This window comes from Vibrio sp. bablab_jr001 (assembly GCF_016464285.1).
GTDB classification, from domain to species: domain Bacteria; phylum Pseudomonadota; class Gammaproteobacteria; order Enterobacterales; family Vibrionaceae; genus Vibrio; species Vibrio fluvialis.
The window spans coordinates 31324-55563 of record NZ_JACDWZ010000102.1; the positions used below are offsets into that span (position 1 = coordinate 31324).

Consider the following 24240-nt stretch of genomic DNA (forward strand, 5'->3'; position numbering starts at 1 on the left):
GTATCACCTTTGACGTAACGATGTGAATTGCTGCCATCTTCGATGCGTAGCGTCAAAAGGAGCTTGAGATGAACGTTCAGGCATTACCCATGGAACGATTTATCGATCACCATGGCAATCTGGTTAAGCCGCTTCCCGATTGGGCAGATGTGTCAACGCTGACCGGTTTTTATCGCGATATGCTACTGACCCGAACCTACGATCACAAAGCGGTTGCGCTGCAACGCACCGGCAAACTCGGTACCTATCCGTCCCATTTGGGTGCAGAAGCCATCGGTATTGCCGTTGGCCGGGCGCTCAAAGTGGACGATGTGTTTGTTCCCTATTATCGCGATATGCCAGCCATGTGGGCGCGCGGCATCGGCATGGAAAAGAACCTGCAATACTGGGGCGGCGATGAGCGCGGCAGTGATTTCACCCCTGATGAACATTTGCATTGTCGCGACCTGCCGTTTTGCGTGCCGATCGCGACCCAATGCACGCACGCCGTGGGCGTCGCTTCAGCGCTGAAAATTCAGGGCAATCATCAGGCGGCGTTAGTGATGTGTGGTGACGGCGGGACATCGAAAGGCGATTTCCTTGAAGCCATCAACTGCGCGGGCGCGTGGCACATTCCGGTGGTGTTTGTGGTCAACAACAACCAGTGGGCGATTTCCGTCCCGCGCCATCTGCAATGTGCGGCAGATTTCTTGTCTCAGAAAGCGTTGGGCGCCGGGATTCCGGGCCTGACCGTCGATGGCAACGACATTGTGGCCATGTACGATGCGGTGCGCACCAGCCTTGACCGGGCGCGCAAAGGCAAAGGCGCAACCTTAATTGAAGCGGTCAGTTATCGTTTAAGCGACCACACCACCGCCGATGATGCGAGCCGTTATCGCAGTGACGATGAACTGCAGCAGGCGTGGCAATTTGAACCGGTTGCCCGGTTGAAAACCTATCTGATGAACAGCGGCGCGTGGACCGAGCAGGACGAAGAGCAGTGGCTCACTCACTGCAAGGAAGTGGTGGAACACGCGGTGCAGTGCTATCTCGATATCACCCCGCAACCGCCTGAAGCCGCGTTCGATTTTCTCTACGAATCGCTCACGCCGGATCTCCACGCGCAGCGTGACGAACTGATCAACAAAGCAATGCGCATGCAGGGAGGCAAACATGGCTGAAATGACCTTAGTTGAAGCTGTCAACCTGGCTTTGCAGTATGAGATGGAACACGATCCGAACGTGATTGTGCTCGGCGAAGACGTCGGCGACAACGGCGGTGTATTTCGCGCCACCGTCGGTCTCAAAGACAAATTTGGTTTTAAACGCGTGATAGACACGCCGCTCGCTGAAGCGCTGATTGGCGGTGTGGCCGTGGGCATGGCCACCCAAGGCTTGCGTCCGGTGGCCGAGTTTCAGTTCCAGGGCTTTGTGTTTCCGGCGATGGAGCATTTGATGTGCCATGCCGCGCGCATACGCAATCGCACCCGTGGCCGCCTGACCTGCCCGGCCGTCTTCCGCGCGCCATTTGGCGGCGGGATACATGCGCCTGAGCACCACTCTGAAAGTGTGGAAGCCCTGTTTGCGCACGTGCCCGGTTTTAAAGTGGTCGTCCCATCTTCCCCTCAGCGTGCCTACGGTTTGCTGCTGGCTGCGATTCGCAGCAACGATCCGGTGATGTTCTTTGAACCGAAACGCATCTATCGCACCGTCAAATCCGATGTCACCAACAACGGTGAAGCCCTGCCACTCGATACCTGCTTTACCCTGCGTAAAGGCCGCGATGTCACGTTGGTCACTTGGGGCGCCTGCGTCGTAGAATCATTACAGGCAGCCAAAACCTTGTCCGCGCAAGGCATTGAAGTTGAGGTGGTCGATTTGGCCAGCATCAAACCACTCGACATGAACACCATCTTGCGCTCGCTGGAGAAAACCGGGCGTTTGCTGGTGGTGCATGAAGCCAGCAAAACCTGCGGCGTCGGCTCGGAAATTCTGGCGCGCGTGGCGGAACAGGCGATGTGTCTGCTCAAAGCGCCACCCAAACGTGTCACCGGTATGGACACCATCATGCCCTACTACAAAAATGAAGAGTATTTCATGATTCAGGAACAGGACATCGTGCTGGCTGCGCGAGAGTTAGTGGAGGGTTGGAAATGAAGTCATTTATGTTACCCGACCTCGGTGAGGGGTTAGCCGAATCAGAAATCGTCGAATGGCATGTCAACGTCGGCGATGTGGTCAAAGTCGATCAGGTCGTGCTGACGGTGGAAACCGCCAAAGCCACCGTTGAAGTGCCCGCACCTTACGCGGGTAAAATCGTCAGTCGCCACGGCAATGAAGGCGATGTGATCAACATCGGCAGTTTGCTTCTGGAAATTGAAGAGCTCGACAGCGCCGGCAACGCCATATCCAGTACCAAGAAAAAGCAGGACGCGGCGACCGTGGTCGGCAATGTGTCCCACCAGTCACACAATGTGGATGTGGATGACTTCTGGGTGGGCAGCAGCGAGCATGCCAATCCGGCGAAGAAATCACTCTCCGCCCTGCCCTCGGCCCGCCTGCTGGCGCAGCGTCTTGGAGTGGATTTACAGCGTTTACAAGGCACCGGGCCTGATGGTTTGATTGTCGATAGTGATGTGCAGAATGCTGCCGACCAACAGATCCCCGGCACAGAAGTGCTCAAAGGCGCGCGGAGAACCATGGTCAACACCATGACCGAATCGCACCTGCAAGTCGCGGCGGTCACCATCACCGAAGAAGCACTGCTGACCGAGTGGAAACCGGGTGAAGATATCTCGATTCGCCTCATTCAGGCGATTGTCTACGCCTGCCAGCAAGAGCCGGCGATGAATGCCTGGTTTGATGCCGAAACCATGACCCGCTGCGTGCACAGCACCGTCAATATCGGGATTGCGGTCGACAGCACGCATGGCCTGTATGTGCCGGTCCTCCGCCGCGCGGATGAGTTTGAACCACAAGCCATGCGTGAATGGCTCGATACCACCGTGCAAGGGATTCGCGAACGCAAAATTGGCCGCGAACAGTTGCAACACGCCACCATCACGTTATCCAACTTCGGTGCAATTGCCGGGATCTTTGCGACGCCAGTCGTCTCACCGCCTCAGGTCACCATTGTTGGTGCCGGTCGCATCATCGAAAAAGTGATGATCAAAGACGAGCAATTGATGAACGTGAAAGCGATGCCGCTGTCGATTACCTTTGACCACCGCGCCTGTACAGGTGGTGAAGCAGCCCGCTTTGCCCGCGCGCTGGTGCAGGATCTGCAACGTCCAAGCGCAACTTAAGCAACAGCGAATCTGCTTAACCAAAAACCACCTCTTTCGGAGGTGGTTTTCTTTTGCAGCAACTCATGTGCATGCACAGCCAACATCGACATACAAATCAAGGGAAAACTCACGCCTAAAACAGACAAATCAGTCAAAAATCACACTGCATGATAAAAACTTGAAAATTCCGGAATTTCACCAATAAAACCCATCAACATTAGGTCAATTTAGCCTAACAATACTGCAATTTCTTTTGAAAGAGTTTGTATTTTGACCATACTTAACATCAAACCTCAATGTTGAGGTGTGCTCGTTAAGGAGCGGTTATGTTTACCAAAATACTTATGCTCGCTACTTGTCTAAGTTTCAGTTTTTTTAGCGGTAGCGTCTTGTCTGAAGACCGCGCTGGCAATAGCGCAACAGGCCCAATCGTCATGTGCGAGTTACCAGACGGTACAACGAAGCAATTGCCGATAGTGATATGCCAGCACAATAAATAAACGTAAAAAAGGGAGCGCAATACGCTCCCTTTCTTTTGCCAACCGAACAAACAATCCGGTCGTGACTTTTGCAAAACTATCAAAAATCACAACTACAACTTGATTACTAAGATAAACACAAGAAATATTAAGTTATTAACCACACCCTGAATTGCGACTAACAGGGAAAATTATCCATAACTATCACACCGCTGTCTCATCATATCTTCCGGCGCAATGACTGCATGACCTTAACTCTGAAGTGATCGTTATCCAGTACGATTCCAGTAGATTCAGGCTTTCCAATGTCTCTCGCAGATTGATTCTCAAATTGAAGGTTCACGTTTTTCATTTTGAAACCGTTGACTAAACAAATGTTAACCATTTGAATTTACAACATTATTTTTCTGGCACGCTATCTGTATTGTTCCTGTCATCCAGCCAAGTGAACGCTATCCAATTCAAGGAGAATGATGATGGGACTGCATACCAATAGTTTTAATGACACAACATTAACGCTTCTGTTTTCCGGCAATCTCGATGCTGATGGCAGCCAGAAAGCACTGCCTCTACTCGACAAAGTTATCTCCAATCCGGAGTTCTGCGAAATTGAAGTCGATTTGGCAAACGTAACGTTTCTCGACTCGTCTGGCATCGGCGCGATTGTTTATCTCTACAAGCGCCTCGTCGCCAACAACCGTCGCATGCGAATCGAAAACGTCAGCGGCCAGCCACTGGAAATCTTTACTCTGCTTAGAATTGAACACGCAATACCAGTCAATTCTAAACAGCTTACTCGTAAGGCAAGTTGAAATCAGGTCATCCACCCAAATCAAGATGGGAGAGCTGCTCCATGAATAGACCATTCGCAACTTTACTTCTGGCCAATTCAGTTTTGCTTTTTGCTGGTTGCAGCAGTTATCCCCCACACGGTCAGGGTGGCATGGCTGAACAGACGCTGAGCAGTGACTTTTCGCCAGTTATGCCAGACGAACCTCTTGGGCCAGAACATGGGCTGCGTTTCGACTGGCAACTAACGAAACTCCATCTCGATATGTTGATCCAAGAAGGTGCCAAATGGTGCTTTCCTGCGTCGGTGCTGCAACTGAACATTCGCCAGCAGCGTATCGCTCGCGAGTTGGAAGGAGGACTTCAGCTCGATGCGGCGAATGATATTGCCATTCAGCGTAAATCGCTGGCCAAGTTGGAACAGCAACTTGATTACGTCACTCAGCAAACGGAATGTCTGCCTCCTGACCGTCAGGACAGCGGTCGGATTACGCAGATCGAAGCCATCACCTCTGTGGTCGAATTACTTAATGCGGACAACCAGTTTGCTCACAACTCTGCTGAGATTAATCCTAAATACATGGGACACCTCGCGCAGGCCGCCCTGATTTTAAAACAGCATCCGGATTTAACGCTGGCCGTCACTGGCCATACCGATGCCGACGGCCCATTGGCTTTCAACGAAAAGTTGGCACTGGACAGGGCCAATCAGGTCAAACGTTACCTGATTATCTTCGGGTTACAACCAGAGCGGATCGTTACCCATTCTCTAGGTGAGCGTCTGCCACTCTTTGAAGGCAGCAGTCCGGGGATCATGCTCACCAACCGACGCGTCAGCATTGAGGTCAATGCCTTGGCGTCAAGTGCTAAACCCCACACCAACTCGGGGGATTTCCAATGAACCTTCTATCATTTAGACGTATGGTTTTGTTACTGTCATGCCTGACATTCAGCCTGATGGCGCTCGCAAGCAGCAAACAAAGTTATGTTGCCATCGGGGACATGATTCAAGTTAACCTGCCGGGTGAAACACAATTGAATCAGGCATTCTTAGTGGATCGCCGCGGTGCGATCAAGCTGCCAGAAATCGGTTCGATTTTTGTCGCTGGTTACAGCGAGGAGCAGCTGACAAACGAAGTAAAACTGCGACTGGGCGAAGTTTACCGCGACCTGACTAACGTTGAAGTGTTTATTGCTCAGAAACAGCTGATCATCAATGTGTTGGGTTATGTTGAGAACCCGGGAGAGAAGGTTCTTGACCAAGCGACAACCATTCAAGAAGCCTTCAGCGCCGCTGGCGGCATTCGGTCTGGTGCTCAGTTGGACAAGGTGCAACTGAAACGCGGAAAAACCGTCACAGTATTTGACTACAAACAGTTTCTTGAAACTGGCGAAGAAAGCGCCCTTCCATCCCTTCAATCCATGGATACCTTGTTTGTGCCGGCCTCGCCGCTGGTGGGCAATATCGAACAGGATTTCAACCCAACCGCGTTGGCCAATGCCGGCGACAGTGCCAGCAGCAATACGTCGATCAAAGTGTTTGGCGAAGTGAATGCACCAGGATCATTTTCATTCAAAGCGGACACCAGCCTTGTCGACATTCTCATGCGCTCTGGTGGCGTGACGCGCTACGCCAGTGTCGAACAGATTCGAATCATTTCGGACAATACCCCGACGCTGTTCAATCTCAAAAAATACTTAGACAGTGGTGATAGCGCCCTGCTGCCCATTTTAAAACCGGGCTCTACCGTGTTTGTTCCCAAACAGGAGGAAGAGATCAAAGCGGGTGCCAACGTTGTGTACGTCATGGGAGAAGTCGCCATTCCGGGCGCCTACGAAGGTAAACCTGGCGCCAGCTTTATGGATATTCTCGCTAATGCTGGCGGTCCAACTCGTTTTGCGGAATCCCGCCAGATTCGCATTATTAAAGCCAACGGTCAGGTCATTCGCTTCGACATGGTCGCCTATACCGAAGGCAGCGGCTCGTCACCATTGCCCGCCATTGTGTCCGGTGACGCTATCTTTGTGCCAGAGAAGCTGGATATGAACGAGAAATCGTGGTTAAAAGTCACGCCTGATCGCGCCGTCAATGTGTTTGGTGAGGTTACCCGTCCCGGTCGCATAGAGTGGTCTGATGAAATGGACCTGATGGATTTGCTCGCACATGTCGGCGGTCCGACACTTCGTGCGGACACGACTCGAATTGAAATTGTGCCGTCAGCGGGCAGCCAACGCATGCAACATTTTAATCTCGATGAATTTATCAAGAATGGCGCGCCGCGCCATACCTTACCCCGCATCAACGCTGGTGCCATCATTCGAGTGCACGATCTGCCACAAGATCCGTCCGACAACAAATCACAATGGGTTCGTCAAAGCTCAGACAGTTCGATTTACGTGTTTGGTCAGGTTAATGCGCCCGGTCGCTACCGTTTTACCGATGAAATGCATTTTCTCGACATTCTGTCGGCGGCTGATGGCCCGACAGGTCAGGCTGACATCCACAATATTCGCATCACTCACAGAGACAAAAGCTACGCGCGCGTCAGCAAACTCAATCTATCCCAATACTTTGAAACGGGCGACGAAAGCCTGCTGCCTAAAGTAAAACGTGGCGACACCATTTATATTCCGGAAAAGGATCGCAACTGGCTTGAGCGCTCTAAAGAGAGCACCATCCGGGTGCTTGGTGCCGTCAACCAACCAGGACGCTACCAGTTTGATGACACCATGACGATTCTCGACCTGCTGGCCGAGGCCGGCGGCCCGAGCAAATCGGCATACTTAGAAAAAATCACCATCGTTAACATGTCATGTTGCCAGAATCAGGCGCGAACCTTCGATTTGGTTGAGTTCAGCAAAAGCGCCAGTATTCACAATCTGCCCGTACTGCGTGCCGGCGACACTGTTTATATCCCGGACGAAAGTGAAAGCCTGGCCGCCCAATTGCGCACGGGCATCAAAGACATTTTCCAAATGGCAGCGACCGTTGCCTTAATAGGAGCACTGTGATGACAATACCTGCCACCCATGCTGAAGTAGAACAGATCTACTTAAATGCTGAGCTGAATCAGTGCCGTTCTATTTGCCTGACCTCGTGTCAGTCCGGCGAAGGTGTCACTGCGCTAACCATGGCGCTGACAGAACGATACCTGTTGGCTGGCTACCACACCGCGCTGGTTGATCTGAATATGTTTCATCCCAGCTTTGTTACCGCAGAGCTGGGAAACATTCAACCCAATCTATTGCAACACAATCACTCGCTGCGTTGCTTTACCGGGATTACCGTTCCCAAAGACACCTCCGAACATCTGCTCTACAAAAGGCCTGATTTCCTGCAAAAAGCGATGCAGAGTTGGTTGGGTCAATATGAGCGTGTCGTCGTTGATACCTCACCACTGCTCAACGTGAACCGAAACAACATTCCCGCGCAGTGTATTGCCAGCGCCTGTGATGGCGTCATTCTGGTTGTGATGGCCGGTCACACCAGCACACTACAGGTCCAAGCTGCCATGGACTTACTAAAGCAATCAAACATCAGCTTACTGGGCACCATTCTCAACTGCCGAGATAAACCGACGCTGGCCAGCGAAATCTGTCGTGAGATAAACCGAATCCCGCTGCTGCCTGAGCGTTGGAGAGATCGAATCAAAGAACGGGTGATGAATAACGAATACCTCAATGCCACAACGTGATCCACTCGAATATTTCGTAGATAGGGCCATGGCAATTTAATAAACATCTCCTAGACTTGGAGAATACAACATGTTGAAAAGAAAGATATTAGTCACTATGTATGGTATCCATCGAATCGCTCATCACGCGTCATGTTTTTTACGTCGGTTAAGGAAACTGCTGTTGCTGGCTTTTCTGCTTAGCTCCACCGCGCTGGCCGCAGCTCCCTTAACGTTTGGTGTGGTACCACAGCAATCAGCCAGCCGTCTGGCAAAGCAATGGGGGCCGATAATGGAAGCAATGGGCGAATACGTCGGTCAGGAAATTCTCTTTGTTACCGCACCTGATATCCCGACCTTTGAAACCCGATTAAAAGCCGGAGAGTACAGCTTTGCGTATATGAATCCGTATCACTTTACGGTCTTCAACCAAAACCCGGGCTATCAAGCGTTAGCTCATGCCAGAAATAAACGCATTCAGGGCATTATCGTCGTGCGAAAAGACAGTGGCATTACCGAACTGAAACAGTTGTCAGGTCAGGATATTGCGTTTCCCTCACCAGCGGCCTTTGCGGCGAGCATTCTGACTCGCAGTCATTTACATGATAACGGCGTGGATTTCACCCCTGTCTATGTCTCTTCGCATGATTCGGTTTACCTTTCCGTGGCTCGCGGGATTTATCCGGCCGGAGGCGGTGTGATGAGGACTTTCAATGCGATGCCCGCCGACATCAAAGAACAACTGGTACCACTCTGGAAGACCAAGGGATTTACTCCGCACGCCATTGCCGTGAATCCGAAGGTCGACAAACAATTGGCCCATAAAGTGCAGGAATACTTGGTGCAGATGGAAAGCAATCCGCGCGACAGTGCATTAATTGCTCCCCTGCAGATAGAAGGATTTATTGCGGCGGACAATGCCGCGTGGGATGACGTGCGCGCGCTGAAGATTGACCTGCTTTCGCATGAATAACGCTAAAAAACCGTGGATATAGACGCCTATGTTGAAATTTCGCGCGAAAACCATCATCGGAATAGCCCTGATAGAGATCGTCTTGTTAGTGCTGCTCGTTGCCAGTGCCCTGAATTATCTTGATGAATCCAATCGCCGCCAATTGACTCAAAAAGCTCATGCGACCGCGACCATGTTTGCTCGCGCAGTAACCGATGCCGTGATATCAACCGATTTGGCCACACTTGATGATATGGTCAGTGAAATCATGTTGCTGGAAGATGTGGTATACGCCAAGGTAGTGAGGCGCAATCAATTATTGGCCTCCGGCGGAGACGTACAGCAAGCCGAACCATCGGCAACGAATCAGGAACCGTTGAACCACGAAATCATTAACACCATTGTTAACATAGACATTGACGGCATCAGTTTCGGATACATCGAACTCGGCTTTACCACGACAGCCATTCACAGCATGCTGAATCAAGCAAGGCGAGCCATCATCGGTATTGCTTCACTGGAAGTATAACTGGTCGCCATGTTCTCCTTCTTCCTAGGCACTTATCTCACTCGAAACTTAGTACGCCTGCGGGATGCAGCCAAAACGGTAAAGACCAAAGGCCCGGGGTTTCAGATAAACCTGCAACAAAACGATGAGCTCGGCCAAGTCGCCAGCGCTTTTGACAGTATGTCGAAAAGTCTTCAAGAGAGTTATCAGCAGCTACATCAGGCACGCGAAGAGGCTGAGCATGCAAACCAAGCGAAATCCCGCTTTCTCGCCTCAATGTCTCATGAGATTCGCACGCCGATGAACGGTGTATTGGGGTTACTGACCGCGCTAAAACAAACCAAACTCAGCGAAGAACAACAAGTGCTGGTCAATACCGCACGTGAATCCGGCAACCTGATGCTGGCGCTCATCAACAACATTCTCGATTTCTCACGCATGGAAGCCAACAACCTTGAAATAGAGCGTGAAGCATTCGATCTCAAACAAGCCACCAGCACCGTCATCAATAGCCTGCGCCCCATCGCTGACCAATCCGGCATCTCACTCGTCACTCATATTGACGCTATCCCACCATACGTCGTAGGAGACCGTAATCGCTACAAGCAGATTCTGCTTAATCTGGTCGGCAATGCGATTAAGTTTACCAAACGTGGCAGTGTGACCATCGACGCTCGCACACAACAACTGGAAGGCAATCACGTCATTTTACAGTGCAAGATCACCGACACTGGCATCGGTATAAAAAAAGAGGACCAGCCGTACCTGTTTGATGAATTTACTATGGCCGATCATAGTTTTACCCGCGCCCATGGCGGTTCAGGGTTAGGGCTGGCTATTTGTAAGCGGTTGTTGGACATGATGGATGGTGAGATCAGCTTTGAGAGCGTCGAAGGACTGGGCAGTTGCTTTACCTTTACTCTTCCACTTGAGACATGCAGTGAAAGTGAATTCAATTCAAGTAATCAACAACAGCCCGTGCTGTCTCCATGCTGCAAGGCAGCTCGCGTTCTCGTCGCCGAGGATAACAAGGCAAACCAAATGGTGGTTCGCAACCTGTTTCGTTCTATCACCCCGTATACAGACATTGTCACCAACGGGCTCGAAGCGCTGAACAAAGTGAAAGAGCAGGACTACGACATCGTGTTTATGGATGTTTCGATGCCAACTATGGATGGGCTAACCGCTTGTGCTGCAATTCGCGACCTACCCGAACCGCATAAATCAGAGTTACCCGTTATCGCTTTCACCGCCCATGCACTCACAGGCGATAAAGAGAAATTCTTAAAAGCGGGCATGACAGATTATCTCGCGAAACCCGTTAGCCTAGCGAAACTCATAGAGATGCTGAACCGTTACATACCGTGTGACGTCAGTTCAGAGGAAACAGTATCCACTTCTCAAAAAGTGGACCATGCTCAATCAGAGATGGCGACATCTCCAGCCGCGGCGAAACGGACCATCGAAACGGGCCAACGTAAACCTCAACTCTTGGATGAATCCACACTTCAACAAATAATCAAAGATACTAATGCAGAACTGTTGCCTTTACTCATCGACCATTATGTAGAGGAAACTCGAGGGCATCAGGAGAATATCCGCTCTGCGACGGCTCAAGAGGCACTCGATGAGTTAAAGTTTGAGGTGCATAAACTCATTAGTTCATCGCTCGCACTAGGCAATACTGCGTTGTCGAACTTAGCCAGAGCGATTGAACTTGAATGCCGAAATGGAGAAGCCGAACAAGCTTATACATTGGCACGAGAATTGGATGAGTTAATAAACGACTCTTTACAGGCGTTATTAGAACGCAAAGCGCTGGGGTTTCAAGCTCCGGCAACCGCATAATAGGTTAGGCGAAAACAATAACAAATAAAGGGACAAAATATGCAGCCGAAAGTATTGTTAGTCGAAGACGCAACGTCGCTGGCCATCCTATACCAACAGTACGTTAAGGATGAACCCTTTGAATTTTTCCATGTGGAAACCGGTGCCGAAGCCAAAAAATTTATTCAACGTTACTTGCCCCACGTGGTCATCTTAGACCTCAACTTGCCAGACATCGAAGGTCAGGAAATTCTTGATTGGATAAAAGAAAATGAATTCCCTACTTCAGTCCTGATTGCGACCGCACATGGTTCCGTAGATATCGCCGTCGATTTATTGCGTCGCGGAGCAGACGACTTTCTTGAGAAACCGATTGTCGCCGAACGCCTTAAAGCTTCCATTCATGTCCATCTCAAAAAAATCAAACTGGAACATATGGTTGAGGATCTCAAGTCAACCATCGAACGCCCTCGCTTTCATGGCTTTATTGGCACAAGCCAGACAATGCAGAAAGTGTATAAGACTATCGAGGCCGTTGCCCCGACCAACGCCAGCGTCTTTATTGTGGGTGAAAGTGGTACGGGCAAAGAAGTTTGCGCCGAAGCCATTCACAAACAGAGTGAACGCCGGGATAAACCATTTGTCGCCATTAACTGTGGTGCCATTCCGAAAGATCTGATGGAAAGCGAAATTTTCGGCCATATCAAAGGCGCCTATACTGGCGCAACGACGGACCGACGTGGCGCAGCCATGCAAGCAGATGGCGGTACTCTGTTTCTCGACGAGCTGTGTGAAATGGACTTAGACCTGCAGAAAAAGCTGCTGCGATTTTTGCAAACCAGTACGTTTACCCCGCTGGGTGACAGTCGGGAGCGTAAAGTGGATGTGCGTATAATCTGTGCCACCAACCGCGACCCAATGCAAGAAGTGAACGAAGGACGTTTTCGCGAGGACTTGTTCTACCGAGTACATGTCATCCCTGTCGTTATGCCACCTTTACGTGAACGAGATCAGGACATCGTGACACTCGCCAATCACTTCATCAAAACCTTCGCGCGTCAGGATCACAAGGCGTTCATTGCTTTGGATAAAGAAACTGAACGCGTTTTCAAACGCTATTCGTGGCCGGGTAATGTGCGTCAGTTGCAAAACGTTATCCGCAATATTGTGGTGCTGAATGATGGCAAGTACGTGACGGCGGAACAGGTGCCGGAACTGTTGCACCAAGCCTCAACAAACAAACCTTCCTTAAAAGCCGCGGGAATGCCAATGGCACATATCGAACCGCAACACTCAGTAGCAGAGCCAACTCCCATCGTTCCGATTCATGCTCCGTCGGCAGTCGACAATGACGTAACTGACACTGCCAATTTGACCATCAGACCCATGTGGCAGGTCGAACGCGAAACTATACAACAGGCTATCGATTTCTGTGACGGCAACGTCCTCAATGCTGCAGTGTTGCTGGAACTGAGTCCATCGACTGTTTATCGCAAAAAGCAGGCCTGGGAAAATGAAGACCAACAGTATGAACGGGCTTGACGATCAAGAAATCGCTGCAGGCGAGATTTGGTTGCTGATAGACACGCTGAATTTTGGCGGCATCGAAACTCATGTGCGTGAATTGGCGAATGGTCTGAATACTTTCAAGCAACCAGTCCGGGTTGTGGTGCTAAAAAAATACGCTCGCCCCCAGTTGCTGCAACAGAGTCTGCAGCAATTGGGACTACCCTGTACGTTTTTATCCGAATTGCTTCCGGAACCTGTTGCCAGCGGTAAAACGATACTGACTCAGCTCTATTTGTCCGTTCGCCAACATCGACCCCACATTCTTCACGCTCATGGTTACAAAGCCAGTATCTGTTCACGCGTCATTAAACTGCTGACCGGAGTCCGCCAGATTTCTACCTATCATGCTGGCGAAACACCACGCGGGAAGGTGTGGTTTTATGACTGGTTGGACAGATACACCAGTTTTTTTTCCACGCAAGCAATCAGTGTCAGCAGCGCGATAGCGGCGAAACTTCCCGTCAAAAGTATCACGATGAACAACTTTATTACCCAGCCACCGCCAAGTGAGCGCAAAGGCAAACAGATCGCCTTTATTGGCCGTCTGAGCCGAGAAAAAGCCCCGGAACGGTTTGTCAAATTGGCACGACAATTCCCCATGGAAGACTTTCATCTGTATGGCGATGGTCCTTTGTTTGATGAAATAACCCAAAGCGCGCCCCCCAACTTGTCGCTACACGGCCATGTGAGTGACATGCAATCGCACTGGCCTGAGATCGATTTGGTTGTGATTCCATCCCGATTCGAAGGCCTGCCTATGGTGAGTCTTGAAGCGATGGGACGAAGCATCCCGGTCATCGCGACCAACGTTGGCGCACTAGACACACTGATTGAACATGGTGTAAACGGGTGGCTGGCAAACAGTGCGCAAGAACTACCATTGTTGTTTGCCAACTGGCAGCAGATGACGCCCAATGAGCGACACCAAATCGGCCAGGCAGCTCGCCAAACCATCCATGCCCACTACACCGATCAAGCCGTCATCCCTCAATTAATCGCTCTCTATCAACATTCCTGAGATTCCCATGCCTTTGGCAAAGGCGTACTCCGTTCCCCTCAAACTGTCGCCCAAATTGATTCTCAATTTGAGAAAAACCAATCACCCTATAAAATTATTAACTATTTCAATTGGTTAATTTCAGTTTTTTATGGCACCACATTTGCTCAGCTTCCTTATCGATTCTTCGCTTGCCAAAACAACGATAAGGAATTCGCAATGTCACGATCAGCCTCGCCGAAATCCAACGGTCACTTTCTGATTTTTGATCCGGTCCCTTTTCATGGCGGTTCAAAAATGGCCAGTTTTGAAATTGTACGTCAGAGTGTTCCATCCGGTTGCGTTTTTACCGTTTTAACCTGTGATCCTGAAAGTTGGCGTACCGCCTGGTCAAAAGAAACCTTACCTTTCACTCTGGTCACATTTCTGCGTCCTGGCGCATTGGCTCAAGCGACGTCAGGATGGAAATACTGGATCAAGCACTTCTATTTCATGATAGTGATAGTGAAGTGCCTGCTCATGCATCCGCGTATCCATAGCCTGATTGGCATTTCAGGGCCCGGCGTCGATATGGCACTTTATGGTTGCCAAAAAATAGTGAAGCGGCGCTTGTTGCAATTTATCCATGGCCCTGTTCCCTGTTCCCGCTCCGTTGGCTATTGCCTGACCCGCGCGGATCGCGTCTATTATCTGACCAGCGCTTTGCCTTCGATACAAAGGGCGATAAGTCATTACTGCAACAGCTGGTTACCCAGCGACCCAGATATTGTACTTTCACAACAGATTCTCTCTAGCGACGCTTTTCACTCCTTCAGCAACGGTCTCGGTCGCAACCAATGGCCAACCCCAACCCGCTATGCGACTTACGATGTATTTTGGGCAGCGTCTCTGTTGAAATGGAAAGGGCTTGATACTCTGGTTGCAGCGCTTAGGTTGTTACCCGATGCTACGGCGCTGAAGAGCCATATTTGCTTTATTCGCCCACACCACATTAGTTTGCCTCAAAGCCAGGCTCCGGTGAGTCTTGCTGGGGTCACTTGGTATGAGCAACCTGACCACTTAGATAGCATTCGCGCTAGTTGCGGGATATTCGTATCGACAAGTGAACTAGAGCCATTCGGGCTTTCGATTCTGGAGGCACTAGCAGCAGGCCTTTGCGTCGTTATTCCTCAGGATGGTGCGTATTGGGATCAGCAGTTACGTCATAACGTCAACTGCGTCAAGTATCCTCCCAATTGCTCTGTTTCCCTTGCCCGCACGTTAAAACAGTTGGTGTCGCACCCTGTTGTTGTTCGCTCTATCGGTCATGCTGGTCGCCGTTATGCAGAGCGCTATCGTGCTGAAATCTGCTATCTGCCGATTGTGCAAGATCTCGCACCGGACAATGCCAAAGCATCGCTGAACGACACAGGAGAAGACTATGCCTAGTATCTCCCTTTCTTCGGCGTTGAGCCGCCCAGTCGCCTATGCCTTTGGCCTGTTTGCGACCAAAGGCATTGCGCTCATCATGCTGCCTGTGCTCGCTAACCATTTGTCCGTGCAGCAAATTGGCCAACTGGAGCTCTACACCACCAGCGGCGTCTTTATCGGCATGATTTTAGGGTTGGCTCTGCACGAGTCTCTCTATCGTTTTGCCGGCCACGAAACCTGTCCGCATCGCCAACGCACGATTGCAGGTACCATCTACACGCTGGCTTGCATGGTAGCGTTGATTTCCCTTTGCATCCTGATTCTGACCATTCACGGAGTCGCCCGTCACGTAACTGCACTTCCAGCCACCGAAATGACCTTACTGGCTATCGGAGTTTCGACCGAAGGGGTAATCGGTCTACAGTTAGCTTGGCTGCGCATGCAAGACAAGGCGAAACACTTTCTGCTGGTGACGGTATGCTGCTGTCTGCTGCAAGTGACGCTGGTCGTAATGTCGTTATCTTGGATGCCGAGTATCACTAGCATTCTGGCAGCCTCCGTGATGACTCATCTGGTTCAGGTTATCTGGTTACAGCGCTTGTGTCGTCTTCCGTTGATCCAGCCCAAAGCGGCTCAAATATTGGACTTCATTCTCTACAGCATCCCAATCGCCCTATCAGGCATGGTGGCTTTCTTGATGAATGGCGCAGAGCGTTGGGTCATCGCAACCACCGATACCATTGAGTCTTTAGCTTTTTATGCTATCGCCGCGAAATTCGCCCTAGCGCTGTGCATCTTGGTTCAACCTTTTGGCATGTGGTGGATGCCAAAACGTTTTTCTGTCTACCTGCGCGAAGGCGCAAAACAGGCTGCGCGAATCACCCAGTTTGGTTTGGTCTGGATTGCCATGTTGGCTGCGGGCATCGCCTACTTCGCTCCGATGTTTATCACGCTCGCGTTACCCGCCAGCTATGCGCCCGCCGTGCAGATGGTGTTGCTGTGTCTGGCCGCCGCCCTGTTCAAAGAGCTGTCTGAGCTATTTAACCTGGGGTTGCTGATCGCCAAACAAACCGGACTTTTGTTGCGTTTTAATCTTATGGCGGTCATGGTCAGTGCCCTGCTGATTGCCACGATGGTCTCGTGGGGCATTGTAGGGATCATCGCCGGATTGATAGGCGGGCAATTTACCAAGTTGATTCTGGTCTATCGTGCCAGTCAGCGTGCTTGTTTCTTACCCTACACACTCCGCCGCAGTACCGTTATCTTGCTCATCGCATTCATTCATCTGTTGCTTGCATCTCATGTGCATCCATGGCCATTGCAGCTACTGATGTCTGTACTGGCACCATTGAGTGTATTCGCTGTTGCCCTGTTACTCGGCATCGTATCCGCCCAGTCGATCCTACATCCAACCGTCTCTTCTCAGGCAAGTCGCCTATGAATCATGCCATCGGCCACCACCGTGAACACAAAGCCAATAAAGGAACCATGCTGGCATTGATTTATTGCCTGACCATGGCACTGGCTTGGCAGTTCAGCGGTTCACCGATTGCGGCGCTCGCTCTGGCGTTACTGCCGGCAGGTCTGGTGTTGGTGGTTACGGGTCATTTCTGGTTTGTGACCCTGTTTATTCTGTTCTCGTTCTTCCGTATTCATGAAGTCGTGCCTCAGCTTTATTCGCTTAAGATTCCGTTGCTGCTGTCCATGGCCGCCTTGGGTGGTATTGTGTGGCATCTGGTGATAAGCCGGAAACTGACACCATTCTGGCACCCCTCCATGGCCTGGTTGCTGCTGTTCTGGGGACTAGTCGTGATCGGAATTGTTTTTGCGTCCAATCGCGGCATCGCCATTACCTATTTCAAAGGCATGTACTGGAAAATCATCGTCATGAGTCTGGCTATCATGTGGATAGTGAATGATGCGCGCCAACTCAATAAAATGTCCGTTCTGATTGCTCTGTCCGGCCTATTGGTGGGGTGCACGGCGCTTTACAACAGCGCAAACGGCATCGGTCTGGTAGAAGGAACACGTGTCACCATCGGCCGCGATATCGGTTCCATGTTGGGAGACCCTAACGATCTGGCGCTGGTACTGATGTTTCCGTTCGCCTTTTCACTCAGTTTACTACTCATGCCAGGCAGCCATCTCCTGATACGGATGGTGTGTTTGATGACTTGCGTTATTTTACTGATGGCCGTCATCGCCACCCAAAGTCGTGGCGGCCTGCTGGGAGTGCTCGCGGTAACCGGGATCTTCGCATTGCATTTTGTTCGTAATAAAAGCCTGCTGTTTTTTTTGGCGGCCTGCGGCGGAGCGTTACTTTATCTGGCCAGCGGGATATCGGATCGCAGCTCAGGTGGCGCCGCTGAAGAAGGCATCGATGCCTCGGCAATGGGTAGGCTTTATGCCTGGGAAGCCGCGTTCTATATGGCGTTAGACAACCCTTTCACTGGTGTAGGGCTCGATAATTTCTACTTCAACTACTTTTACTACAGCCAGCACTGGGACGGGCTCAATCACGCCGTGCACAGTACGTGGTTCGGTGTATTGGCAGAAACCGGCATTTTGGGTCTGGTGGTCTTTATCTGCTGTATCGTCTCGCTGATCAAAACGGCACGCCATACCATTCAACGCATAGAAAAGCATCGGGAACGGTATGAGCCTCCGGTTCGTATTGTTGCGCACGCGGTCTACGCAGGTTTGGTCGGCACAGTCGTATCGGGAACCTTTCTCACCCAAGGCTTTAACTGGCCCATCTATTTATTGGCTGCGCTCATCATTGCCGTCGCTCAAATTGCTAGTCAAATTGAGAATACATATAAGAACCAAATCTAAGCATTTGAATTAATAGAATATAATATCTGGCACGAACTGTGTAACCCCTTGAACAGCAACACAACGAAACGAGGGGCACGTTATGCTGACCATCCGACTCTACCAATGGAAAAGCTGGTTACAAAACCATCCTAATCCCGGCTATCAGACGTTATTTCGTATTCTGAAATTCGTCCGCAATCCGGATATCCCGACACCGCAGATCTACAACCGAGCACTTTACGCACTCTACACCCTTAGCCGGGATACCATTGAAACCCTGAGCAGAATTCTGATTTGTACTCCGGCATTCAAAGGTCGTCTCGCGGCCTGCGGTCGGCAGCTCAACCTCTACAGTGGGATGCCTTACATATCCGGCCCGTTACATATTGAAGTGGGTGATCGTTGCCGTATTTCGGGGCAAACCACCTTCAGTGGCCGCACCGCGAGTGAATCCCCTCGTCTTCTGATTGGCAACAACGTGGGGATTGGCTGGCAAACCACCATTGCCGTCGGAACCCAAGTGATTATTGAAGATGATGTTCGCATTGCCGGACGTGCCTTTTTGTTCGGCTATCCCGGCCATCCCATGAATGAGCGAGACAGAGCCAAAGGTTTACCGGATCACGAGGACCAGGTTGGCGATATCCATCTGGAGAGAGGCGTTTGGTTGGGTAGCAACGTCAGCGTCAAAGGTGGCGTAACCATCGGCGAAGGCACCGTGGTGTGTACTGGCAGCGTCGTGACCAAAAGCTTACCCCCTTACGTGCTGGCGGGAGGAAACCCAGCCAAAGTGATCTGTTCAATCCGTGAATTGCAGTGAACCTGACATCAGACTACCCCGATAGCAAATGGAGTCGCCAGACCAATACTCGTGCGGCTGAGGAGAACAACGATGCGTGATTTGATTGTATTTGGTGAAGATTTTGGCGGCCTGCCATCCAGTACCCAACACCTGATCAAACGCCTGGCGGATGATCGTCAGGTACTTTGGGTCAACTCCATCGGTTTACGCCAGCCTAAGTTCACCACCAAAGACTTAAGCCGGGTGTGGCACAAACTGTGTAAGCCTATGCGCAGACCAGCGGCGAAATCACTACAGAGCCAGTCAATGGCAGAATGCTACGCTGCTAGTGTGCACAGCAATATCACTCAAGTGGATTTGCTCACGCTCCCCGCACCAAGTTCGCAGTTGGCCAGAGATGTCGCGCGCAGAATGATGCTCATGCAGTTGAAACCACGAATTGAACAACTTGGGCTGAACCGCCCGATATTGTGGAGTTCCTTACCGACAGCCGCAGACTTATGTCACCACATCGACCACAGCGGCGTTGTTTATTATTGCGGGGATGACTTCGCTTCTCTGGCAGGGGTCGACCACGACGTCGTATGCCGCCACGAGCAAAGTCTGGTCGAAAACGCCAATCTGATTCTGGTTGCCAGTGACCAGCTCAAACACAAGTTTCCTGCGCGTAAAACGCATTTGTTGCCGCATGGCGTAGACAGCGAGCTGTTTACCAAACCAACCCCACGCGCGGTCGACTTACCCGTCGGTAAAGGCCCGATAGCGGGTTTCTATGGCAGCTTATCGGACTGGATCGATTATGACCTGATTGACTATAGCGCGCAGGCACTGCCTGACTGGAATTTCGTCTTTATCGGACCACAGTGTGTCGATGCGCAGCGCCTGCCTCAACATGCCAATATCCATTATCTGGGTTCGCGTCCGCATCATATGCTGCCAGCGTACTCACAGCATTGGGATGTCAGTATGTTGCCTTTTTTACGCAACCCGCAAATTGATGCCTGTAATCCTTTAAAATTGCTCGAATATCTGGCGGCCGGGCAACCCATTGTATCGGTCGACTTTCCTGCCCTATCCCCTTTTCGTCGTTATTTGCACACAGCGGTCACACCGGATGACTTTGTTCACGCATTGCAGGCCGCCCAAACAGACGAGCGAATTTCACCAACGGCCATTAGTGGCCACAGTTGGAATGATCGCAGCCTGTTTCTCAACTGGATGCTGGAGCTACTATGAAAGACCTTAAGTCTCATCTGTTTCTGGCTCTGACCGCAGCCTGGCGCCGCCGCTACATCATCGCGATCCCCTTGTTGGTGATGCCCTTACTGGCACTCGGTATCGGTCAGCTGACGCCGGATATCTATCGTTCACACACCAGCATGCTGATCCAGGAATCGGCCAAAATGAACCCTTTCCTGCATGATATCGCGGTGGAGACCCAATTCACTGAGCGGATCAACGCGCTCAGAACGCTGCTCAAAAGTCGCCATGTGCTCAGTACCGTCGCAAGAGAACGAGGCTTGATTGATGACAAGACATCCGACGCACAGAGCGAGCGCATTATCGGGCAACTGGCCGCCAGTTTAACCGTCAGCCAGACGGGGAAAGACTTTGTGACCATCAGCCTCTCTTCCAGCAAACCAGCTGGAATGAAAGAACTGCTTGAGTCGGTCAGCCATCACTTCATCGAACAGTTGCTGGCTCCTGAGCGTTCCTCCATCGACGATTCTTCGCGATTTCTCGCCATGCACATCAATAAACGCTTGGAGGAGTTACAAATCGCTGAACAGGCATTAGCAGATTTTCAGAATCAGAACCCAACCACCACGCCTGAATTTCTCAATGAAAACCTCAGTCGTCTGGCGATGTTGAAACAAAACTTAGCTGAGAAAGAAGCGTTGTTGGCGGGTGCAAACAAAGGGCTTGGCAGCTTGGACCAACAACTGTCGAGAACTAATCCTGTCCTCGGGCGCATCGAAGAAAAAATCATTGAATACCGCAGTGAACTGACGCTCCTCACCGCGCGATACACCGACAACCACAGCGCGGTTATCGCGGTAAAACGAGAGCTTGAACGACTGGAAAGCGAGCGGGAACATTTGCTGAAAGAAGGCCATGAAAGCCTCTCCAGCGACGTGCTTTGGGACATTGCCAGCAGTAAGACGACTGGCGACCAAAACTCAGTCCGCCCTTTACTGATCACTCAACTTGAAAACCTGCAGGTGGCACGCAGCCAGTTTGAATCGCTGAAAGAAGAAACCAAAGCGATAAAAGGCATGATTGAGTCACTGGAGAAACAAAATAGCCGTTACGGTGATGTCTCCAAAACCCTGACCACGCTTAAACGAGAAGTAGAGTTTAAACGCCGACTGTACGACGAACTGGTCGACCGCTATGAGATGGCCAAGCTGACTGGTTCATTGGGCGCTTTCGAACACAGCAAACGGGTCAAAATCATCGACTTGCCCTATACACCGAGTGCGAAAGCCAATATGCCCAAAATCCTGTATGCGGTGATTGGTTTAATTGCAGGCATCGCTGTCGGGCTTGGCCTTACTGTCTTGCTCGAACTGACGGACACCCGGATTTATCAGCCACAAACTCTGGCGACGCTATGTGCGGCTCCTGTCCTTAGCGTGATTCCGCGTATTCATGGTAACCCTGAACGAGGATTGTGAATCTCAATTTCATTCTCAAATTCGTAAAGCCATCCGGGCAACAAAGAAAAATAAATATATCACTGATTTTATTAAATAATTTTATTGGCACGTTTAATGCCAACAAGGATGTACCACCGTAAAACACGCGCTGAAAAAGGCTCTACCGTAAGGATACTTCTATGAATAGCAAGACCGTCAAAACTGGAAAAAAGATTATTCATGTCGTTCAGCACCTTGCGCCAGGCGGGATTGAAAGCCTGACACTAGAAATGCTGCGCTTTGCCAACCCGGAAGACCAGTTGCTGATAGTCAGTTTGGAAGGCAACAAAAAGGACGCATTAGAAATTTGGCCGCGATTAAGGGAATATCACAAGCAGATGATATTTATGGATAAAGCCCCGGGCGTTCAGCCGCGAGTTGTGCTCAATCTGCTGAGAACGTTTCAATGCCTGCGTCCGGATGTGGTTCACACTCATCACTTAGGCCCGCTGATTTACGCCGGCGTTGCGGCCAAACTGGCTGACATTAACGTCCATATTCACACCGAGCACGATACCTGGCATCTGACCAACAATAAACATAAACGCTTACAGCGCTGGCTGATGAAGCTCACTCAACCCGTGATGGTTGCAGATGCCATGCTGGTTAAGCAGCAACTGGATAATCTCTTCCGCTATCACCGCACTGTCGTGATCAAAAACGGGATTGATTGCAATAAGTTTTATCCTGCGTCTCAAACCCTTGCCCGTGTCCACTTTGATTTACCGATTGATAGACGAATCATTGGCTGTGCTGGCCGACTGGAGAAAGTAAAAGATCAGAAAACAGCCATCAAAGCGATGAAATTTTTACCGGAAGATACACTGCTGGTCATTGCTGGCGACGGTTCACAGCGCACCGCTCTGACTCATCTTGTTCAGTTTCTCGATTTACAACATCGCGTGATCTTTATTGGCCAGACTGACCAAATGACGCTCTTTTATCAGGCGCTTGATGTCTTCTGTATGCCCTCATTGATGGAAGGATTACCTCTGTCACTGCTTGAGGCTCAAGCCTGCAATATTCCTGTCGTCACCACAGACGTCGGCGCCTCGTCCGAAGCGGTGTGTCCACACACCGGAAAATTCATCAAAGTCGGCGATGTCCCCGGCCTTGCGGCCACATTGTTACAAACTCTGAACCAAAGCCGCGTCAAACAACCTCGAGAATTTGTACTGAAAAATTTTGAGATCAGAGACATGGCAAAGGCGTATCACACACTTGCTCTCGGAGACCAGCTATGACTGAGATGATGACAAACTTGCTTCTGCTGATTTGCTCCGGCCTAATCGTTTACCATCACGTTGGCTATCCGTTATTTTTGCGTTGGTATGCCCATTTGCACCCGGCAAAACAGACTCAGCCAGGCTCAAGAGGATATCTGCCCAATGCGGACGATAACCTCTTACCCAGCGTCACGGTATTGATGCCTGCCTACAATGAAGCAGGTTATATCAGCGAAAAGATTCGTAACCTTGCCAGCATCGATTACCCAAGAAACAAACTCAAAGTGTTGATCATCTGCGATGGTTGCAGCGACGAAACCGCCCAGATTGCCCGAGCCACAATGCAAGAAGCGATTTGCGCCGATACCTTTTATGAGGTGATCGAGAATCAAACCAACCGAGGAAAAGTGGCGTGTCTGAACGAATACATTCCCCAGTTATCCACTGACCTGTGTGTGTTGTCTGATGTGTCGGCTTTGATATCAGTCGATGCGCTACTGATCGCGGCACGCCACATGGCAAATCCGGCGGTTGGTGTCGTCGCAGCAAGCTATCACCTGCTAAACCAACAGTTTGCCGGCGAGAGTAGCTATTGGCGGTATCAGCAACGCATTAAACTGACCGAATCCAATTTGGGCTCCGTTCTGGGATGCCATGGTGCATTTTACCTGTTCCGCACAGAGCTGTTTGAACCACTGGACAGCGATACGATCAACGATGACTTCATTCTGCCAATGCGCATCATCGAAAAGCGGTTTAAAGCCGTGTACGAACCCGCCATGCTCGCTATCGAACTGGAGCCAACCGACCAACCCGCAGATTTTCGCCGTCGGCTGCGCATTTCAGCAGGCAACATGCAGCAGATCTTACGTTTATGGCGCTTGTTCTCTCCGCAACACAGCAAAGTCGCGTTCACCTTTTTTTCCGGTAAAGCGCTCAGACTGCTCACACCTTACCTGCTGCTTATCTTGCTGATACTGCCTTTTGCACATCTCGATCAGAGAGCCTATCAACTGCTCATCGCCAGTCAGGGACTGTTTTACCTCACTGCACTTGCAGGTTGGACAATACCGTTTTGCCGACGAAACAAAATCACCAGTCTCGTCACCTACTTCGTTGTTGGTCATAGCGCCAGCCTAATCGGCGGCTGGCAATACCTGCTGACAGGTAACGGATGGCGGAAAAAAACGTCACAGCTTTAGGATAGTAACGGCTTTGTTAAGGA

The 24240-nt window shown here is 50.7% G+C and carries 20 protein-coding genes; all 20 read left to right on the top strand.

Annotated elements, in window-relative coordinates:
* Positions 1-68 precede the first annotated feature (68 nt).
* The 20 genes from pdhA to JIG40_RS18330 all read left to right on the top strand — a co-directional run bounded on the left by pdhA (position 69) and on the right by JIG40_RS18330 (position 24217).
* The gene (gene pdhA / locus JIG40_RS18240; protein ID WP_199465796.1) at positions 69-1160 is read left to right on the top strand and encodes a pyruvate dehydrogenase (acetyl-transferring) E1 component subunit alpha; all 1092 of its coding nucleotides are present in this window, start codon (positions 69-71) and stop codon (positions 1158-1160) included.
* The gene (locus JIG40_RS18245) at positions 1153-2136 is read left to right on the top strand and encodes an alpha-ketoacid dehydrogenase subunit beta (RefSeq protein WP_158129093.1); all 984 of its coding nucleotides are present in this window, start codon (positions 1153-1155) and stop codon (positions 2134-2136) included. The genes pdhA and JIG40_RS18245 overlap by 8 nt, the downstream gene beginning before the upstream one ends.
* Complete coding sequence (locus tag JIG40_RS18250; RefSeq protein WP_172559321.1) at positions 2133-3284, top strand: dihydrolipoamide acetyltransferase family protein; 1152 nt, start codon at positions 2133-2135, stop codon at positions 3282-3284. Before JIG40_RS18245 ends, JIG40_RS18250 begins: the two co-directional genes overlap by 4 nt.
* A 937-nt stretch (positions 3285-4221) precedes the next feature.
* Positions 4222-4557 (top strand): STAS domain-containing protein, encoded by a 336-nt coding sequence (locus tag JIG40_RS18255; RefSeq protein WP_154183534.1) that lies wholly within the window; start codon positions 4222-4224, stop codon positions 4555-4557.
* A gap of 41 nt (positions 4558-4598) precedes the next feature.
* Entirely contained in the window at positions 4599-5435 is an 837-nt protein-coding gene (locus tag JIG40_RS18260) for an OmpA family protein (RefSeq protein WP_154182475.1), read from the top strand.
* Entirely contained in the window at positions 5432-7546 is a 2115-nt protein-coding gene (locus tag JIG40_RS18265) for an SLBB domain-containing protein (RefSeq protein ID WP_199465797.1), read from the top strand. The genes JIG40_RS18260 and JIG40_RS18265 overlap by 4 nt, the downstream gene beginning before the upstream one ends.
* Positions 7546-8229, top strand: a complete 684-nt coding sequence (locus JIG40_RS18270; RefSeq protein ID WP_199465798.1) for an AAA family ATPase — start codon at positions 7546-7548, stop codon at positions 8227-8229. Before JIG40_RS18265 ends, JIG40_RS18270 begins: the two co-directional genes overlap by 1 nt.
* 163 nt (positions 8230-8392) lie before the next feature.
* Positions 8393-9181 carry a phosphate/phosphite/phosphonate ABC transporter substrate-binding protein gene (locus JIG40_RS18275; protein WP_229601550.1) on the top strand — a complete coding sequence of 263 codons (789 nt, stop codon included), beginning with the start codon at positions 8393-8395 and terminating at the stop codon, positions 9179-9181.
* A gap of 28 nt (positions 9182-9209) precedes the next feature.
* The gene (locus JIG40_RS22900; RefSeq protein ID WP_244662692.1) at positions 9210-9689 is read left to right on the top strand and encodes a hypothetical protein; all 480 of its coding nucleotides are present in this window, start codon (positions 9210-9212) and stop codon (positions 9687-9689) included.
* Between the two features lie 9 nt (positions 9690-9698).
* The gene (locus JIG40_RS18280; protein ID WP_280514087.1) at positions 9699-11516 is read left to right on the top strand and encodes an ATP-binding protein; all 1818 of its coding nucleotides are present in this window, start codon (positions 9699-9701) and stop codon (positions 11514-11516) included.
* A 39-nt stretch (positions 11517-11555) separates the two neighbouring features.
* Positions 11556-13037 (top strand): sigma-54 dependent transcriptional regulator, encoded by a 1482-nt coding sequence (locus JIG40_RS18285; protein ID WP_199465799.1) that lies wholly within the window; start codon positions 11556-11558, stop codon positions 13035-13037.
* Positions 13009-14082, top strand: coding sequence for a glycosyltransferase family 4 protein (locus JIG40_RS18290; RefSeq protein ID WP_244662693.1), 1074 nt, complete (start codon positions 13009-13011; stop codon positions 14080-14082). Before JIG40_RS18285 ends, JIG40_RS18290 begins: the two co-directional genes overlap by 29 nt.
* Before the next feature lie 198 nt (positions 14083-14280).
* Positions 14281-15489 (top strand): glycosyltransferase family 4 protein, encoded by a 1209-nt coding sequence (locus JIG40_RS18295; protein WP_199465800.1) that lies wholly within the window; start codon positions 14281-14283, stop codon positions 15487-15489.
* On the top strand, positions 15482-16912 hold the full coding sequence (locus JIG40_RS18300; protein ID WP_199465801.1) for a lipopolysaccharide biosynthesis protein: 1431 nt from the start codon (positions 15482-15484) through the stop codon (positions 16910-16912). Before JIG40_RS18295 ends, JIG40_RS18300 begins: the two co-directional genes overlap by 8 nt.
* Positions 16913-16959: 47 nt before the next feature.
* Complete coding sequence (locus JIG40_RS18305) at positions 16960-18306, top strand: O-antigen ligase family protein (protein ID WP_154183543.1); 1347 nt, start codon at positions 16960-16962, stop codon at positions 18304-18306.
* A gap of 82 nt (positions 18307-18388) precedes the next feature.
* Positions 18389-19108 carry an acyltransferase gene (locus tag JIG40_RS18310; RefSeq protein ID WP_199465802.1) on the top strand — a complete coding sequence of 240 codons (720 nt, stop codon included), beginning with the start codon at positions 18389-18391 and terminating at the stop codon, positions 19106-19108.
* Between the two features lie 72 nt (positions 19109-19180).
* On the top strand, positions 19181-20326 hold the full coding sequence (locus JIG40_RS18315) for a glycosyltransferase (protein ID WP_158148796.1): 1146 nt from the start codon (positions 19181-19183) through the stop codon (positions 20324-20326).
* Positions 20323-21768: a chain-length determining protein gene (locus tag JIG40_RS18320; RefSeq protein ID WP_154182492.1), complete on the top strand. Its 1446-nt coding sequence runs from the start codon at positions 20323-20325 to the stop codon at positions 21766-21768. Before JIG40_RS18315 ends, JIG40_RS18320 begins: the two co-directional genes overlap by 4 nt.
* A 161-nt stretch (positions 21769-21929) precedes the next feature.
* Positions 21930-23033, top strand: coding sequence for a glycosyltransferase (locus tag JIG40_RS18325; protein ID WP_199465803.1), 1104 nt, complete (start codon positions 21930-21932; stop codon positions 23031-23033).
* Positions 23030-24217, top strand: coding sequence for a glycosyltransferase family 2 protein (locus tag JIG40_RS18330; protein ID WP_244662694.1), 1188 nt, complete (start codon positions 23030-23032; stop codon positions 24215-24217). Before JIG40_RS18325 ends, JIG40_RS18330 begins: the two co-directional genes overlap by 4 nt.
* The last annotated feature ends 23 nt before the right edge of the window (positions 24218-24240 follow it).